This is a genomic window from Stenotrophomonas sp. NY11291 (assembly GCF_023277365.1).
Taxonomy (GTDB): domain Bacteria; phylum Pseudomonadota; class Gammaproteobacteria; order Xanthomonadales; family Xanthomonadaceae; genus Stenotrophomonas; species Stenotrophomonas geniculata.
Window position 1 is genome coordinate 4,655,544 of record NZ_CP096975.1, and the last position, 17,680, is coordinate 4,673,223.

A 17,680-nucleotide genomic window follows, 5' to 3' on the forward strand; every position below is an offset into this window, starting at 1 on the left:
CGGAAACACGCGCTGAACGAGGCTGGCTTCCCGGCTCACGCAGGGAAGCCAACGCTGCATTCAGGGCATCACCGGCGGCACGTACGCCAGGGTCATCCCCAGCAGCCACAACAGGCCCAGCACCAGCGGAATGTGCACCAGCAGCTGGATGAAGGTGAAGCCGACGATGTCGCGTGCCTTCAGCCCCAGCACGCCCAGCAGCGGCAGCATCCAGAACGGATTGATCAGGTTCGGCAGCGCTTCGGCCGCGTTGTAGACCTGCACCGCCCAGCCCAGGTGCGCCTTCAGTTCGTTGGCGGCCTGCATCACGTACGGCGCCTCGATGATCCACTTGCCACCACCGGAGGGCACGAAGAAGCCCAGCACGGCCGAATAGACGCCCATCACCAGCGCGAAGGTATCGGTGCTGGCCACGTGCACGAACAGGCTCGACAGCCGGTGCGCCAACGTCTGCCCATCGCCACCGACAGCGTGGGTGAGGATCATCGCGATGCCACCGTACAGCGGGAACTGGATCAGTACGCCGGTGGTACTCGGTACCGCCTTGGCCACCGCGTTGAGGAAGCTGCGCGGGCGCCAGTGCAGCAGCAGGCCCAGCGAAATGAACAGGAAGTTGTAGGTATTGAGGTTGGCGATGGCGGTGACCACCGGCTTGTTGGCGAACTCGTTGAACAGCCAACCGAACGCCAGCAACGAGAGCAGCACGGTCAGCAGCGGGCTGTATTCCAGCCACTCGCCCGGGCGCGTGCGTCGCTGCAGCGGCTCCGGCTCGGCCTGCGCGGCGCCGGGGAAGTCTTCAGCGGTGCGGGCACTGCCGGCGGCCGGTGCGGTCAGCCAGGCGATCAGCAGCGAAACCAGGATCAGCACTGAGGTCAGCGCGATCGACTGCCACAGGAAGATGGTTTCGGTGAACGGCAGTACGCCGGTGATCTCGACCAGCCCCGGCGGCATGCTGGCCGGGTTGGCCTGCAGCTGTGCAGCCGACGAACTCAGCCCCATCGCCCACACCGCGCCCAGCCCCAGATAGGCCGAAGCACCGGCCGCGCGGTAGTCCATGCGCAGCTCGGTGCGGCGTGCCAGCGCACGCACCAGCAGGCCGCCGAACACCAGCGAGAACCCCCAGCTGAGCAGCGAGGCCAGCATGCTGACCAGGCCCACGTACACCACCGCACCACGACCGGTGCGCGGCACCCGGGCCAGGAAGTCGATGAAGCGCGCGACCACCGGCGCGGTCGCCACGGCATAGCCACCGATGACCACGAAGGCCATCTGCATGGTGAAGGGAATCAGGCTCCAGAAGCCGTCGCCGAAGGCGCTGGCGGTGGCCTGGGGGGTCGAGCCGAAGCCCATCGCCGCCAGCGCGACGATGACCACGCCCAGCACCGCGAACACGTACGCATCGGGGAACCACTTTTCCGCCCAGGCGGCCGAGCGCAGTGCTGCGCGCGCCATCCAGCCGTCCTGTACTGCTGCCGTCGAGGCCATCGCCTACCCTCCCAGGTTCGATGGCCCGATTCTGGGCGGTGGGGTGCGGGCTGTCTGCCACCTATTGGTCGTAGGTGGCGGAAGGCCCGGCGCCGTGCGCCGCCGCCCGAGCATGGGCTCGGGCGCTACGGATATCCGGTTTCGGGGTTGCCACCTGTAGAGCCGAGCCCACGCTCGGCTGCGCGTCTCAGCGCAGCGCCAGATCCACGGCAATGCCGGCAAACAGCGCGGCACCCACCCAGTTGTTGTGCAGGAACGCCTTGAAGCAGGGGCCGCGCTCGCGGTTGCGGCAGATCCAGAATTCGTAGACCACCAGCACCGTGGCCACGGCCACGCCGGCCAGGTAGTAGCCGCCCAGCCCGCCGCGTACGCCCACCAGCGCCATGGTGGCCAGGAACAGCGCGTACAGCACGCCCTGGATGACCAGATCCAGGTCGCCGAACAGGATCGCGGTGGAGTGCGAGCCCATCTTCAGGTCGTCTTCGCGGTCGACCATGGCGTACCAGGTGTCGTAAGCGGTGGACCACAGGATGTTGCCGGCATACAGCAGCCAACCCAGCATCGGCACTTCGCCCTGCACGGCGGCGAACGCCATCGGGATGCCCCAGCCGAACGACATGCCCAGGTAGACCTGTGGGAGATGGGTGTAGCGCTTCAGGTACGGGTAGCTGGCGGCAAGGAACACGCCGATGAAGCTCAGGCCGATGGTCAGTCCGTTCAGGGTCAGTACCAGGCCGAACGCCACCAGCATCAGCACCGCGAACAACGCCAGCGCGGCGCGGCCACTGATCGCACCGGTGGCCAACGGGCGCGCCTTGGTGCGCTCCACGTGCGGGTCGAGCCAGCGGTCAGCGTAATCGTTGATGACGCAACCGGCCGAGCGGGTCAGCCACACACCGGCGGTGAACACGAACAGGGTCCACAGCGGCGGCAGGCCGCCTGCGGCCAGCCACAGCGCCCACCAGGTGGGCCACAGCAGCAGCAGCGTGCCGATCGGGCGATCAGCGCGCATCAGACTCCAGTAATGCCGCCAACGCGGCGTCGCCGGCGACTGCGGCGAAGTGAGGGGGGTATCAGCCATGGCGATAGGATACTCCTGCCCCTCCGGCAGGGCTTTGCCCATGGGGGGAGATTTGTTCGGCGAAACTGGATAGAATGCCCGTCCCGCATCGCCTCATGGCGCTGCGATGCCCGCCCCGGCACTGGCCGACGGCGCGGCGGTTCTACAACGCGCCCGTAGCTCAGCCGGATAGAGTAGTGGCTTCCGAAGCCATTGGTCGGGGGTTCGAATCCCTCCGGGCGCGCCATCTTCCCCTGTGTTGCCTGCACGCTGCCAGCCCGCGGTGGACGTTGCCGGTGCCTGGAACTGCGCGGTCCGCCGCATCACCAGCTAATTGCACTTGCCCGTCAATCCGGCTCCGGAACGAAGGGCAACGAGCGATGCTCGCAGCCCTGAAGATCGCGCACGACGATCGACAGCGTCTGCCCTTCGCGCACCGCACCGGCCATGAGGCCCCTCGCCTTGATACAGAAAGTTGCCCACCTTGTCGGGTGCCACTACCAGGCGAGCATCGGACGGTTCGACTTCTTCCAGGACCGCATTGAAGAGACGCCAGCCCCTCTCATCCGCACCCCGAATCTCTGTCGTTGCCGCGCGCGCGTGCAGGAGACGGTCCACACTTGCGAGAGGCAACTGTAGCTGCCGTGCTTCTTCGAGCTGATCTGAAACCGGCCGAGCGTCATATCCTTCACAACGGCAGTACCGAGGTACGTGATCGGGGCGTGCGGAGAACGTACAGCACCTGCCGAGTGCGATGCGCACGCGGCCAAGCCTGCGGTCAGGAAGGGAGTGATCAGCAGGATCATGGACTGGCACTCGGGGTATCACTGCCCTGTGCAGGCGCTGCAGCCACGTTCTTACTCGAAACACCCGGCCTGCGCGCATAGCTGCGATTGGGATCCAGCGTGGCACGGACGATCTGGCTTCGCGCGTGCCTGATCGCGCCGGGCAGCCAGCACAGCACCAGCACCAGCACCACCACACAGATCATTCCCAGCCGCGCCCATTCACCCGCGACACTGGCCCCGATCAGCGGCAATGCCGACACCAGGATGATGACCTGTGTGTACAGAAGATAGAGCGAGTACGTGCCCAACCGCGGATCTGAACGAAGCTCGACGCGACACCCTCGGCAGGACATCTTCGCTTGACGCTTTCGAGCAAATCGCAGCGGAAAGCGCTGCCCGCTAGTGCCACAAACTGGGCAGATGGAGGTCATCAGGCGCATCGGTAGAACCTCTTTTCAGAAAATTCCATCAGCAGGTTCCATCTGCGGCGTCGAACCTACGCACCACATCATCAAACCTCGGGTCCTGGCACATCATTTCCAGTGGTGTCCGATCTAGCTCATTTCCTGCGTGTGGGTCTGCATCGCACCAGAGGAGTTAGGCCGCTGCCGCGACGCTGCCATGTGCCACCGCGCTTGCCAGCGGCACAAGCTCCTTCTCTTTGGCCAATGCTACAAGCCGCTCAACCACTGCAATCCATGCCCCCGTCCGCAAGCACACCAACAGAGCACTCGCAAATGAAATTCCCACTTTCCTATTCCCACCTCAGACCCACTCACATAAGAATCTTCAAAGCGCCCCTGAGCACCCTCCGAAGACTTTGGCAGGCCTCTTATTCAGGCTCACAGCAACCACTCGATGCACTTGCTCCCCACAACTTCCCATTACCCCGTACAAGATGAGAATCCCATTGTCATTTATGTAGCCGACAAAACTCCCGCCTCCTACACCCGAGGCAGCTCTGACGAGATAAACAGCCTCCCCCTCTGCCGGCACTAACCCATTCAACTGTAGTGGCGCGAATTTCTCAGCAGCATCCGATGCTTGGATGATGCTCAAGTTCTGATCGAGCATCCACTGAGCAATCAACTTTTCGCTCTGCGAATTCAAGGTGGCCAAGCGGTCACTTCGAAGTATCGTCGAGTTCCCAGGAATGATCTCATCTGATGAAACATCCACCCAATCTGAGTTCCATTCAGTGTGTTTGATCTGGCTAGTACCACAGCCTCCCAGCAATGGAAGAAGCAGCGCAGCCACGCGTAGACTCACCATCATTTGCACCTCAACCGCTTCTTGATAGCGTCCCGAACCCTATCGTCTGGAACGCCAAGATGCTCTGCCATAATGTTTCCCTCCCACCCCGGAACGGGCTTGGTAGAACGAGATGGCGCCTGCGACACCACATCGTACATATCAAAACGACCATCGTACTTGAATTTCATCAAATGCCCTGCTTCGTGCGCAGCCGTCCACTCAGTGTTTCCTGCATACCATTTACCGACACTGCCTCCGGTTACGGTCGACACCCCCTTCCCCAGCGGAACCTCAACACGGTTTAACCGACCTTTCTCCGGCTGGCTAACAGTCACTGTAAATCCGGGCGCAGACCAGGTCGATTCAATTGCATTTATCATTTTGCTCAAAGTCTCAGGAGTAGCTCCCTCACCACTGAAGCGAATAGGGATGTCGATATGAACTCCACCATCCACGCAAGTGCAATTGGCCAGCAATCCGAGCGGATCAGCTGCCTGCACTGGATCGGCTGATACATAGGAGAAGGTGGACACCCCCCCGTCGAATCCAATCGGATCACTCTGCAAGTACCGCCCCACCGACGGGTCGTATTCCCGCTGGTAGTTGTAGAACAACCCGCTCGCATCCGTCGCCTGCTGGCCCGGGAAGCGCAGCGCCAGTTCGAACGCCACACCATCCCCGTCCGGGTCTGCACTCGGAATCTGGTTGCCGAATACTTCGCTCTTGTTGCTCCACTCCCACATCGTGACATCCCGCACCGGATCAATCACTACACGTGGCGTACCCAGATGATCCGGCTGGACGTAGGCCAGCTCCGGCACGCCGGTACTCGGCACATTGATCAGCGCCACCGGGTAGTTGTCCAGCCAGATGGCCTGCTGCTGCGCCTGGCCAGTGGCTGAGTAGTTGCCCAGCCACTGCCCTGCTTCGTCGTACAGCGTGATCTGGGCAGTTCCACCGGTCGGGGTGCGCAGCACGCGCTGCCCACGATGGTTGTAGGCGTAGCTTTCAAGTACGGCATTGCCCTGCTTCACCGCGTTCATGCGGTTGGCATCGTTGTAGGTGAAGGTCTTGCTGCCGATGCTGGTGGTGTTGCCCACAGCGTCATGGTTGCGCGCTTCGCCATCCACTGCGGTCAGCCGGTGGCTGGTTGCGGGATAAGTGTAGCTGGCGGTGCCTGCCGAGGTGGTCAGCGCAGTGCGATTGCCGGTGGCGTCGTAGGCATAGGTTTCAATCGGCGTGCCGGTCGTGCCGTCCTGGGTCTGGGTCAGGCGGCCTAGCGTGTCGTAGGCGTACTTGGCCAGCACCGTCGAGCCTGTGCCGTTCTTCAGTTCGGTGATCGAACCGACCGGGTCGTAGCCATAGCCCAGCGACAGGCCGCCTGCGGCCGGGTCATGCACCGCCTGCGGGCGATAGTCCAGATCCAGCGGACGCTGCAACTGGCGGCCATTGCCGTAGGTCCAGCCAGTGGCCGGGCCGAAGGCCGCGTAGGTCACGTTGTTCACCACGATCTGGCGCGCCTGGCCGGTTCGGGTCAGGCCGACCTGGCTGATGCGGCCCTGAATATCGCGCACGTAGTCGGCCACGGTGCCGTCGGGGTAGGTCAACGCGGTCAGGCGACCCGACTTGCTGTAGGCATAGCGCAGCGTGCTGGCGACACCATTAACGGTCTGCACCTTGCGGGTGACCTGCCCGAAGCGGTCATGGCAGTACTGGGTGCTGCCATTGGCATGCAGCACCTGCCCCAGACGCCCCTTGGCAAAGCGCTCGTCGGCGGCACAGGCCGCTGGCGCCACGTCGTAGTTGTAGCCCACGTCCAGATTGGGGTCCGGGTAGGCGATGCCGATCAGGCGGTTGAGCGCATCGTAGTGATAGGTGGCGGTGACGCCGCGCGCATCGGTGGCCGTCTTGCGGTTGCCAGCGGCGTCCACGGTGAAGCTGCTGGCGCCACTGTCCGGGCTGACCTGCCCGGTCAGGTCACCGAAACCGTTGTAGGCGTAGGTGGTATGCAGGCCCTTCGGGTCGGTGATCTGGGTGACCTGGTCCAGCGCGTTGTACTGACTGCGGATCTCCGCCGCGACGCCGCCGACGTCCTGCAGAGTCTGCGCCAGGCGGTTCAGCGGGTCGTACTGCTGGCTGGTCACGCGCTGCAGTGCGTCGGTCACCGTCTGCGGGTTTCCGTTCGCATCGTAGGCGAAGCCGGTGGCGTGATTGCCCGCGTCCTTCAGTGCGGTCAGCTGGCCGAGCGTGTTGAACGTCCGTGCCAGGGTACGGCGGAGGGTGCCGCTGGTATCCAGCGTGTCTTCCTTGAGGCGGTTGCCGGCGTTGTCCAACGCATAGTGGATCGTATTGCCGCTGCTGTCCGCAATGTCGGTCAGGCGCTGCGCTGCGTCGTAGACATAGGTGACGCTGCTGCCGTCAGGCTCGGTGACCTGTTGCACCTGGCCGGTCGGCCAGTAGCTGATCTGGGTAACCCGATTCTCGGCTGTGGTGGCACCGCGCACGGTGACCGAGGTTGGCCAGCCGCGGGCATGGTAGGTGTAGTCAGTGACCACGCCGTTGGCGTCCTTCACCGCCAACGGCCGTCCCAACGCGTCGTAGGCCAGGGTCTCAACCGTCTGGCCGAGCGCATTGGTCACACTGCGCAGATCGCCCTTGCGATAGCTGCAGGCACCATTGGCCGCGCATCCCGGGTCGTCCGCTGTGTAGTAGGCATAGGCGGAGACATCCGCCACATCGCTTCGCGGGCCATCCACACTGCGCAGCAGTCCCACCAGCGGGCACTCCGGCCCTTCGGCCTCGCAGTAGGTCTGCGTGGTGACGCGGGTGTCACCGGTCACCATGTCGCGCACGGTAATGGTGGTTGGCTGAAGGCGCGCATTGCGTGTGATGCGGATCTCACGGTTACCGACGGTCTGCTGCACCAGCCGATTGCTGTCCATGGCCACGCGCGTTTCGCTGATGCGCTGATCCGGAGTACCGACCGCTTCGGTGGTGGTGGTCACGCTGACGGCGCCTACGGCAGCATCGCTGGCCTCGGCATAGGCGTAGCTGGTGACGACACCACGGCGATCAGTCACCGACTGCAGCCGGCGCCGGAAATCGGTGCCCTCGGGCAGATAGGTGCGGCTTATGCTGCCGTTGCTCTCGGTGATGCCATTGACCTTGCGCGGAAGTCCACTGGAGCCGATGGCGGTCAAGGCGTAGGTGCTCTGCTTGCCCAGTGCGTCGGTGACGATGGTGGTTCCTGCCGGGGTGTACTCCAGGCGCACGCCATCAATGCCTACGTCGGCCTGACTGCAGTCACCGGAATGGCGGCTGCAGGTAACTCGCCCCTTGGCGTCATAGCCAAACCAGCTGTAGCGCCGGGTGTCTTCGGCGGTCACGCCCGTCAGGTAGCCCGGGAAGCGTGTGTCCTCATAGTGGTAAGTACGACTGGCGCCGTCTGCGTAGGTCGCAGTGGCCAGCTCGCCAGCAGGAGAGTACGTGTAGCTCACCACAGGCTGGCCGGCGACCACCAGGGCCGAGATCAGCGAATCGTCGCCCGGCGCGAGGTACTGGACATCAACGCGTCGACCGGTTGAATGGGTGATGCTGAGCAGGCGGCCGCGGCCGTCGTGTGCATAGGTCAGCGACGTTCCGTCTTCGAAATCGCGGCGCTGCATCAAGCCAGCGGCATCAAAATGAATGCGCTCTCCGGCACGTGAAAGTTGCCAGTTGGTGCCCTGCTGGACAGCGCGATCACCGCTTCCGTCCATGGCTTCGTAGCTTGCCCCCACTTTCTGGAACGCGGTCTGCCCGCCATCGGCGCCGATCAACCCAACTTTCAGTTCGGGGCTGGGAGGGAAGGTGGAATCGTCTACGCCTGCGGTAAGCCGCAGATTGTGGGAATGGGTCCAGCCCGTACCCAACGCGCCGCCCGCCGTGCTTGTCAGGGAATGATAGTGGCGTTGGAAGCTCACCCATCCAAAGTTGAAATCCGGCTCAGGCTGGGATTTATCGCCAGTGGTCGGATCACATGGGTTGCCAACAGGACATTGCTGCGGCGGCAGCGGCGTGCTTGTATAGGACAGCATGGGCGCCATGTGCGGCTCGTCCTGCTGGACCAGTGAGCACATCTGCAAGGCGTCATTCCACGTCAGGGACGGTCGATTCGGGCAAAGCGCCGTTCTGGCCCGGCGCACATGCTCCCACCCCACTATCGACGAGCATTGTTGAGTGCTCTGATGATAGAAGTTCAAGGTGTAATGGAAATCCTTCTCCTCGTTGGTGACACTACCGTCATCGCCCCTTCCAAGCCCAAGGAGCTCGACCCACGGATCCTCCGTGAGGGAAGTCGCCGGGCACTGCGGGTCGCTGACGCGGGTGGCGAGGATCACGCTCCGAATCTGATCTTCGGAAGAGTACTCCTGCCCTGAGTGGGTGTAGACCCAGTCGGTAGTAACGATCTTCTCGGGTTTCACCCGGTAATCGTAGATGACCTTCTTTCCAAGGACGCGTTGGCGTTTGACATGCCAATCGAAGGGTTTGTCCTCCTCGTACTGGGAAAAGAGCGACTTGATGTCCTTCTGCACCGCCGCTTCCGTGGCTCGCGGCTGGCCCATCGACAGGTAGCTTTCCCACTTCTTCTGCACCTCCTGCGCCTGCGCAGCCCCGGGAGCCAAGCTCGCCAGCGCAATCATCGCCAGTGCGGCACACGAAATGGACTTCAATCGCTTCAACATCCCTGTTCTCCTTCCTGGACGAACACTGCACCGGCGGGAACGAGAACGTGGGGCAGCTGCCTCACCACTTCATGCTTCGGATCGTCCCTGGTCCGGAATGCGGGCTGACCGCACGGGGAACGTTATCTCCGATGTGGTTTACACATTCAAGTCAGAAACTGTGGAATGCGTCGGATTTCAGAGTTTTCTGATAAAGCGGGCGGCCGACCGAACAGGCGGCCGGGCGTGGGCTGGGCACTGCAGGGGCCAATCCGCCACAAACAGCAACGCCGGGCAGTGCCCGGCGTCGGGTTCAAACCAGTCGAGCATGGCTCAACTCTACACAGAGCGGATCAGTACTTCCCATCAAACGCAAAAATCGGCTTGCGCTGCTTCCACGCACCAGCGGTGAAGTCCGGGAACTCCAACGTCTGGAAACCGTTGGCGATGGACTGCTCGCTCAGCGGCGTGATCGCACTCCAGGTCACCGCATCGTAGATGTCGATCGGCATCGGCGCCTTGGCCTTCAGCGCTTCCACAAACGCGTGGATGACGAACCAATCCATGCCACCGTGGCCGGCGCTGGCAGCGGTCTCGGCATTCTGCTTCCACAGCGGGTGCTCATACTCGTCCTGGTACTTCTTGAACTCTTCCCACTGGTGCGGCGGGCTGCGGCCTTCGATGTGGATCGAATGGTTTACATCCATCCACAGGCCCTTGGTGCCCTGCACGCGGAAGCCCATCGAGTACGGGCGCGGCAGCGAGGTGTCGTGCTGCAGCAGGATGGTCTCGCCGTTCTCGCAGGCCAGCGTGGTGGTGACGATATCGCCGAGCTTGAACTTCACCTTGGTGCTGGGGTGGGTGGTGCCACCACTCTTGGCCACGGTGTATTCGTGCAGGCCGCGTGCCTTGGTCGCGAACGCGTTGATGTGGGTGAAGCGGTTGCCGCGGTTGATGCCGGTGTACATCGCGCACGGGCCGATGCCGTGGCTGGGGTACAACTCGCCATTGCGCTCCACCGAATGCTCGGTGCGCCAGCGTGCTTCGCTCCAGCCCTCGGGGCCGAATTCCACGCCGCTGTCGTAGGGCTGGTTCGGGTCGCCGGAGTTGAACTTCACGCCGCGCAGATCGTGCTGGTAGCCGGCCTGCAGGTGCACCAGTTCGCCGAACAGGCCCTGCCGGACCATCTGCAGGGCGGCCATCACATCGCGGCGGTAGCAGACGTTTTCCAGCAGCATGTACGGGGTGCCGGTGGACAGCTGCGTCTTCAGCACGTCCCAGTGGTCCTGCAGGGTGATGCCGGCCACCACTTCACAGCCCACGGCCACGCCGGCCTGCATCGCGGCAATCGCCATCGGCGCGTGGTATTCCCACGGCGTGGCGATGATCACGCCATCGATGCCCTTCTGTTCCAGCAGGCGCTTCCACGCATTGGTGTCGCGGTCCTGACCATAGGTCTTCGGGGCAGGTTTGCCAGCCTTGGTCACCATCTCCACGGCGCGACCGAGCATGATCGGCTCGATATCGCACACGGCGACCACCTCGACATCGTCGCGGCGCACCAGTTCCTTCAGCAGCACCAGCCCGCGCATGCCGGTACCGATCATGGCCAGGCGCACCTTGCGCCCGCGTGCCCATACCGGGGTCTGCGGCAGCAGGCTGCTGGCGGCGACAGCGGCACTGGCCGCGATGAATTCCCTACGCTTCATGGCAAACATCTCTCCTCTTGGCAGCGTGCCGGCCGCAGCCGGCACGCCAGGTCACGCAAACGGAATTACTTGAACCGGTAGCCGATGGTCACACTGTAACCACGGCCGAAGATGGTTGCGTAGTCACTGGAGTCACCCAGGAAGCTGTTCGGATCGTAGAACGGCAGGCGATCGAACAGGTTCTTGACGGTGAAGCTCAGGTTCCACGCATCATCCGGGCGCCAGGTGACACTCATGTTGGCGGTCCACCACGACGGCGCACCGTCGCACTTGCTCTTCTGCAGGGCCAGGTAGCCGCCGGTGCAGGTTTCCTTGTTGTTGCTCACCTCATCAACCTGGTCGGTGGCCCACTTGGTGCCGCCCACGTAGTTGACGAACATGCTGGTGGTGACCTGCTTGTAGGTCCAGTCGGCATTGAGCGTGGCACGCAGGCGCGGGTTGTTGTAGTAGCCCACCACGTCGCCGTAGTACCAGCCGTTGGCTTCATCCATGTAGAAGCGGTTGCGGTTGGCGATGGTGGCAGCCAGGCCGATGTTCAGGTTGCCCCAGTCACCCAGCGAGAAGCGGCTGCGCGCATCGATGTCGAAGCCGTCGATCAGGGTCTTGCCACGGTTCTTGTACTGGCCCACCACGCTGGCCACGTTGCCGGCGGAGTAGCCCGGCAGCACCGACGGGCAGCTCACGCCACTGGCCGGGTCGGCACACATCGCCGCCAGCTGTGCCAGGTTGGCGCGGTCACTGTCGGTAATCGGCGAGCGCGACGAGGAGATGATGTCTTCCATGCGGCGGTAGTCCGGCGCGACGATTTCATTGTCGCGATAGATGAACCAGTAGTCGGCCGACACCGACAGCCAGGTCGCCGGCTCGTAGACGAAGCCGAGGGTGGCGATCTTCGCCTTCTCCGGCTTCAGGTTCTTGTTCGGCTGGGTCATGCGGGCCACAGTGCGGCTGCAATCGACGTTCAGCAGGTTCTTGCCCAGGTCGACATCGCCCGGACGCTGCGAGCGCAACAGCAGGTTGGCGATGGCGTTGGTCTCGTTGCAGCGCAGCTCGTCACGGTAACCACCCAGCTGTGCGAACACGCCGCCGTTACCGGATTCGGCCAGGCTCGGTGCACGGAAACCGGTGGAGTAGGTGCCACGCAGCATCAGCTGGTCGAACGCCTGGTACTTGAAGCCGATCTTCGGCGCGACGTTGGCGCTGAAGTTCGGGTACTTGTCCACGCGCACCGCCGCATCCAGTTCCAGCTTGTCGGTGATCGGTGCCACGGTCTCGGCAAACAGCGCGTAGGTGTTGCGCTTGCCGTCGAACCAGGAGCCGCCCTGCTGGGAGATCAGGCCGTTGGCCGCATCGGCGTTGCCCGGGGTGTAGAAGGTCTCGCGGCTGGCGTTGAAGCCGAACGCGGCGCGCATTTCACCGGCCGGCAGCTGGAACAGCGGGCCTTCAATCTTGCCGTCCAGGGTGTGCAGGCGGGTCCACGACTGGATGTCGAAGGTCGGGAACGCTTCACGGATCAATGCAGCGTTGGCTTCGCTGATCTCACCGAACTTGTATGCCGGGTGGTCGGAGATGATCACGCGGCCGGTGGTCGGATCGACCGCGTACGGGCCGAACGCCTTCTCGAAGCCCTTGATGTTGACGTTGATCGTCTGGTACGTGGTGGAGTGGGTACCGGCGCTGGCGAAGGCGGTCTCCCAGTTCCAGTCACCCCGGTTGCCACGCGCACCGGCCAGCACGCGGTAGCTCTTGTCGGTATTGCGCTGGCCGAAGTAGTTCGGGCCGGCATCCTGCAGCAGGTAGTTCAGGCCGACCACGCCGCCCATCATTGCCTTCATCTGCGGGCTGGCGTGGTTGTACTCGTTGTTCGGGCCCAGGAACGGGTACAGGAACTGGTTGACGGTGTTGCCGGTGTTGCGCGAGAACCAGCTGGTCGGGTTGCCGGTGGTGGTGCCGTAGGTGCGCGGCGTGCCGCCGTTGGCGCGCAGGTCGATGTCGGTGTAGGTCGCCTCGGCGAAGATCTCGGTGCTGTCACCCACCAGGAAGGTGCCGTTGAGGTAGGCGGTATTGCGCTCGGACTTGGCGCCGGCATCGATCTCGTTGTTCATCCAGGTTTCCCAGACGCAACGCGGGCCGGCCGCTTCACTGGTCAGCACGTTCTTGCAGCCGGGCGCAGCTTCCTGCACGCGGCGGCCGGTCACCGGATCGAAGGCGAAGTAGCTGCCCGGGTTGAACTCGCCCGGCTTGCTGCCCACGCCCAGGCGCAGGTTGTTGAGGTAGTTCGGATTGTTGACGTAGTACTGGTCGGGCCGCTTGTCGTAGAAGTCGCTCAGCGGAATCGCGTCGCGGCGGTACATGTTCACCGCGCCGTAGATGTTGAAGCGGTTTTCGGCCAGGTCACCGAAACCGGCGGTGATGCTGGCCTGGCGCTCGCCATAGGAGTCGATGCGCGAGGAGGTGTCGTTGGTGAAGCTGACCTCGGCGCCCTGGAAGTTGCGCTTGGTGATCACGTTGATCACACCGGCCACTGCGTCGGTGCCGTACACCGCCGAAGCGCCGTCGGTCAGCACTTCCATGCGTTCGATGGCCGCAGCCGGGATCGCGTCGATGTTGACGAACTGGGTCTGGAAGCCGGCCGGCGCGCCGTAGTACGACAGGCGACGGCCGTTCAGCAGCACCAGCGTGCCCTGCGCGCCCAGACCACGCAGGTTGGCCTGCGAGGCGCCGTCGGAACCGGTGAACAGCGAGCGCGCATCCTGCTGCGCCGGGCGTGCGGCCGGCAGGTTGTCGAGCACCTGCAGCAGCGTGCGCGCACCCATGTTCTGGATGTCCTGCTTGCTGATCACCTGCACCGGCGACGCGGTTTCCACGTCGGTGCGGCGGATGTTGGAGCCGGTGACCTCGATGCGGGCCAGGTCGGTGGCCTTGTCCTTGCTCTCCTGGGCGAAGGCAGGAACGGCGACCGACAGCAGCACGCCGGCAATGGCCAGCGACAGCGGAGCGATCGAACGACAGGGGGGGCGGTGGTGGCGGGCGGGCAACATCGGGGTTCTCTCCTGGCAGGGGTGCGGCGCGAATGGTGAGCGCGTGGGCGTTCGGCGGGCAAAACGCTCCCGGGCCACGGCCATGAGGGCCGTAGTCGGAATGGGCGGGGGAGGAGCGGTGTTACGAGGGGGTCATGGGGCGACGATGCTGGCGGAGTCGCCCTCCTGGCCGATCAGCACGGCGTTGGCCCAGTTGGCACAGACCTGGGCGGGTTGGCTGCCCTGCGCACCCAGCGTGCGCAGGCTCAGGCTGGAAAGGCCACGGATGTCCAGCTCCGGCTTGACCACGCCGGGTGCCTTCACCAGGCCGCTGTCGTACAGCAGGCGGTTGTCACCCCAGACCTGGAACTGCAGGCCACCGGCGTTGCGGCAGGCGTCGTCGATGCCGAGGTCGGCACGCAGCAGGTGCCAGCCGCCCTGCAGGCGCAGGTCGATGCGGCTGTTGGCGCCGACGCCCAGGCCACGGCGGAACTGCAGGCCGTTCATGCGCATGCCGGCATCGCCACGGAACGACTGGTCGGCGCGCACCTGGCTGGCCAGCGCGGCCGGCACCGGCAGCTCGGAGAGATAGCGCTGCCGGGCCGGTCGCTCCGGTTCCTGGTGTTCGAGAATGTGGAAGGTGGACAGTGCGATCGGGCCGACGTCGCGCGGCTGGAGCGCATCAAAGGCGCGGGCACTGCCCTGTGCGGCGGTGACCATCGGGTCGGTGCTGCTGGCACCGTCGCCTTCGGGGTTCTGCACGCTCAGCACGCGGAAGCGCAGCAGGCGGCCGGCGTGGGCCGGGAAGTCGATGCGCTGCACGCCTTCCTTCAGCTGCAGGCGGCCACGGGCGATCGGCTCGCCCCACTCGCCATTGCTGTCGCCCAGGTAGACCTCGTAGTCGCGTACCTGGCCGTGCTTCCAGTTCTTGTCGTTGCGTGGCGCGATGTCGATGCCATCGATCATCTTCCGCTCGCCGAAGCCCACCACCCATTCGTGGGCACCGGTGCGCACGGCCTGGTTGCGCACACTGCGGAACCAGGTAGCCGGATCGTCGTCGAAGGCATTTTCCAGCGCATGGCCAGGCTCTTCGGCCGGGCGGTTGACCACCAGCAGGCTGTCGGCCGGCAGTTCGCGGCCGAGTACGGGTGCTGCCGGATAGGTATCGTCGGCGACCGCCGCAGCCACCGCGAAGTCCAGCTGTAGCTGCAGCGGCTGGCGGATGTCCTGGGTGGCGGTGCGCACATGCAGCGTGCCGCGGCGTTCGGCGGCATCGAAGTACCATCCTTCAGCAGCAGCGTTGAACGCAGCGGCATCAGCCAGCGCCGGCAGCGCGCGGCCAGCGGCCTGCACCGCACGCGGCGCCTGGCGGCTGAGCACGCGCAGGCCGTAGCGGCGCTGCGGCAGCTGGCCGTTGTACTGGCCCTGCACCGCATCGATCTGCACCTGCACCGGGCCACTGCCCTGCGCCGGCGCCTGCACGCGGATCACCTGCGTGCTCGACTCGCCCTGCTGGTAGCGGCGCGTGTTGCCATCGTCTTCGTACAGCGTGTAGTGCGACTCGCCCTGCGGGTACAGGTCGAAGGTCACTTCATCGAGCGGCTTCTCACCGTCGAACAGCATCGATGGGTACATCGGCAGGATCGCTCCGGCACGCACGAACACCGGCAGCGTGGCCAGGTCCACCTGGCGGTCGAGCTGGCGGCCGTCGGCGCCAGCCTGCACGCGGCGGCCATCCCAGTAGTCGATCCAGCCGCCGGCCGGCAGGTGAATGTCGCGGCGCCAGCCACGGCTGGCGGCCTGGCTGCGGTACACCGGCGCCACCAGCAGATCGCGGCCGAGCAGGAACTGGTACTTGTAGGTTTCATCCTGCGCATGCGGATCGCGCGGGTTGTCCCACATCAGGCCACGCACCGGCGGCGCGCCGGTCTGCGCGGCCTCGTGCACCAGGCCGTACATGTACGGGGTCAGGCGCATCTTCAACTTCAGGTAATCGCGGTTGATGCTGCGGTAGGGCTCGTCGTACCACCACGGATGCTTGCGTGCGTTCGACGACCAGCCGCTCATGCCCATCAGTACCGGCGTGAACGCCTTCCACTGCAGGTCGCGGGTGAAGGTCTCGGCGCTGCCGCCGAAGATCGCATCCACGTCGCCGCTGGCGTAGGCCATGCCGGACAGGCCCGACCCGACCAGGGTCGGCACGTGCCAGCGGATGTAATCCCAGCTGCTGCTCTGGTCGCCGGTCCACGCGACGGCGTAGCGCTGGATGCCGGCCCAGCCCATCACCGTCCACAGGAACGGGCGCGAATCGGAATTGTCGAGGATGCCGTTGAACGCCTGGCGGTTGGCGTCCATCGCGAACTGGTAGCCCTTGCCGGTCCAGGCCACGTCCAGCTTCTGCACGCGGCTGCCGGCCTTGCCGACTTCCCAGGCGATCTTGTCGACACCGTTCTCGGTCCACAGGCCGGTGCGGAAGCCGTAACCGGCCAGCCCCTTCACGGTTTCCGGCAGCTGCTTGTAGCCACAGCCATAGCCATCGTTGGGCAGGATCCAGCCACCGGGCATGTCGTGGGCGCGGTACTGCTTGGCCACGCTGTCGATCACATCGGGGGTGGTGCCGGTCGGGCCGTCGCTCCAGCCTTCGGGCACGGTGCCGGGCTTCTTGCTGTTGTCGCCATCGTTGTAGCAATCGGCGTCGCCGTAGGACAGCGCCCAGCGCGCGACCATGTTCGGGCGGCCAGTCAGCTGGGTGTAGCGCTCGATCAGTTTCGGCAGGTCGGCGCCGACGAAGTAATAGGCATCGAAGCGGTCTTCGCGATGCAGCAGCGTGGCCTGGTCGCTCTGGCGCAGATCGTAGCTGCCATCGCTCCAGGTATTGCGCAGCATGCCCCAGCCACGGCTGCTCAGCAGCATCGGTGCTGGGCTGGGGCGGTCGCCCTCTTCCCAACCGCCGGAATAGGACACCTCCAGCTCGCGGCCCTTGAACTGGTAGCGGCCGTTCTGCTGGCCGCCACCGAAATAGCCTTCATCGGCCTGCGAGGACAGCACCTGCACGCTCTGCGCAGCATCCAGGTCCAGCGGCTGCAGTTCCTGCCACAGCGCGGTGGGCTGGCCGTTGTCCAGCCGTTCCAGGCGCATGCGCAGCGGCTGCCGCTGTACATGCAGCACCAGTGCATCAGTGCGCACGCGGATTTCCTGCGCGTCTTCTTCCAGCTGCGCCTGCACGTTCGCCTTGGGCTGCGGCAGCACGATCGGTGCAGCCTTGTCGCCGGCACCGGTCAGCGTGCCGTTGCGGCCAGCCTGCACGCGGATGATGTCGGTGGCCGGCAGTTCGATGCGGATGCGCGCGCCCTTGTCGGTCTGCAGGTCCCAGCCCTGCACGCCGTCGCGGCTGGCGCTGGCGGCAACCGAACGCAGGTTGCCCACCGGCTCGGCCTGGGCCGGCATGGACGCCAACATCAATGCCGGCAACAGGGCCAGCATCAGCGGCGAGCGACGAACGCAGATTTCCACACGGACTCCCAACCCGTTCACCGGGCGTTTCGAAAGCGGTTGGGCCGACTCTAGGGCAGCGATTCGAAAGATGTCAACAAATTGAAAGTAAAAAGGAAGATATATTCCATTGAAACGAAAGTTGGTGCATTGCAATACTTTGTGTAAG

Annotated in this window: 9 protein-coding genes and 1 tRNA gene; 1 reads left to right on the forward strand and 9 read right to left on the reverse strand. The window is 64.5% G+C overall.

The window, feature by feature from the left end; genetic code table 11:
• Positions 1-60 precede the first annotated feature (60 nt).
• The gene (locus tag M1L61_RS21795; RefSeq protein WP_192840211.1) at positions 61-1,485 is read right to left on the reverse strand and encodes a TIGR00366 family protein; all 1,425 of its coding nucleotides are present in this window, start codon (positions 1,483-1,485) and stop codon (positions 61-63) included.
• Between the two features lie 187 nt (positions 1,486-1,672).
• Positions 1,673-2,566 carry a 4-hydroxybenzoate octaprenyltransferase gene (gene ubiA / locus M1L61_RS21800; RefSeq protein WP_049461703.1) on the reverse strand — a complete coding sequence of 298 codons (894 nt, stop codon included), beginning with the start codon at positions 2,564-2,566 and terminating at the stop codon, positions 1,673-1,675.
• 149 nt (positions 2,567-2,715) lie between these two features.
• On the opposite strand from ubiA, the gene M1L61_RS21805 reads away from it, so the two are divergent.
• Positions 2,716-2,792: transfer RNA gene (locus M1L61_RS21805), tRNA-Arg, on the forward strand.
• A gap of 250 nt (positions 2,793-3,042) precedes the next feature.
• On the opposite strand, the gene M1L61_RS21810 is transcribed toward M1L61_RS21805, so the two are convergent.
• The 7 genes from M1L61_RS21810 to M1L61_RS21840 form a co-directional block, all read right to left on the reverse strand.
• Positions 3,043-3,351 (reverse strand): hypothetical protein, encoded by a 309-nt coding sequence (locus tag M1L61_RS21810; RefSeq protein WP_248854100.1) that lies wholly within the window; start codon positions 3,349-3,351, stop codon positions 3,043-3,045.
• Positions 3,348-3,773, reverse strand: coding sequence for a hypothetical protein (locus M1L61_RS21815; RefSeq protein ID WP_197654059.1), 426 nt, complete (start codon positions 3,771-3,773; stop codon positions 3,348-3,350). The genes M1L61_RS21810 and M1L61_RS21815 overlap by 4 nt, the downstream gene beginning before the upstream one ends.
• A 349-nt stretch (positions 3,774-4,122) precedes the next feature.
• On the reverse strand, positions 4,123-4,590 hold the full coding sequence (locus M1L61_RS21820; protein WP_248854101.1) for a hypothetical protein: 468 nt from the start codon (positions 4,588-4,590) through the stop codon (positions 4,123-4,125).
• 14 nt (positions 4,591-4,604) lie between these two features.
• Positions 4,605-9,311, reverse strand: a complete 4,707-nt coding sequence (locus M1L61_RS21825) for an RHS repeat-associated core domain-containing protein (RefSeq protein WP_248854102.1) — start codon at positions 9,309-9,311, stop codon at positions 4,605-4,607.
• 332 nt (positions 9,312-9,643) lie between these two features.
• Positions 9,644-10,999 (reverse strand): Gfo/Idh/MocA family oxidoreductase, encoded by a 1,356-nt coding sequence (locus tag M1L61_RS21830; RefSeq protein WP_248854103.1) that lies wholly within the window; start codon positions 10,997-10,999, stop codon positions 9,644-9,646.
• Positions 11,000-11,064: 65 nt separating this feature from the next.
• Positions 11,065-14,040, reverse strand: a complete 2,976-nt coding sequence (locus M1L61_RS21835) for a TonB-dependent receptor (RefSeq protein WP_248854104.1) — start codon at positions 14,038-14,040, stop codon at positions 11,065-11,067.
• 132 nt (positions 14,041-14,172) lie between these two features.
• Positions 14,173-17,532 carry a TIM-barrel domain-containing protein gene (locus tag M1L61_RS21840; protein WP_248854105.1) on the reverse strand — a complete coding sequence of 1,120 codons (3,360 nt, stop codon included), beginning with the start codon at positions 17,530-17,532 and terminating at the stop codon, positions 14,173-14,175.
• Positions 17,533-17,680 lie beyond the last annotated feature (148 nt).

What these genes read in the sequence shown, in the direction of transcription:
- M1L61_RS21795 (WP_192840211.1), bottom strand. Translation starts at nt 1,485, where the DNA reads ATGGCCTCGACGGCAGCAGTACAGGACGGCTGGATGGCGCGCGCAGCA.
- ubiA (WP_049461703.1), bottom strand. Translation starts at nt 2,566, where the DNA reads ATGGCTGATACCCCCCTCACTTCGCCGCAGTCGCCGGCGACGCCGCGT.
- M1L61_RS21810 (WP_248854100.1), bottom strand. Translation starts at nt 3,351, where the DNA reads ATGATCCTGCTGATCACTCCCTTCCTGACCGCAGGCTTGGCCGCGTGC.
- M1L61_RS21815 (WP_197654059.1), bottom strand. Translation starts at nt 3,773, where the DNA reads ATGCGCCTGATGACCTCCATCTGCCCAGTTTGTGGCACTAGCGGGCAG.
- M1L61_RS21825 (WP_248854102.1), bottom strand. Translation starts at nt 9,311, where the DNA reads ATGTTGAAGCGATTGAAGTCCATTTCGTGTGCCGCACTGGCGATGATT.
- M1L61_RS21830 (WP_248854103.1), bottom strand. Translation starts at nt 10,999, where the DNA reads ATGAAGCGTAGGGAATTCATCGCGGCCAGTGCCGCTGTCGCCGCCAGC.
- M1L61_RS21835 (WP_248854104.1), bottom strand. Translation starts at nt 14,040, where the DNA reads ATGTTGCCCGCCCGCCACCACCGCCCCCCCTGTCGTTCGATCGCTCCG.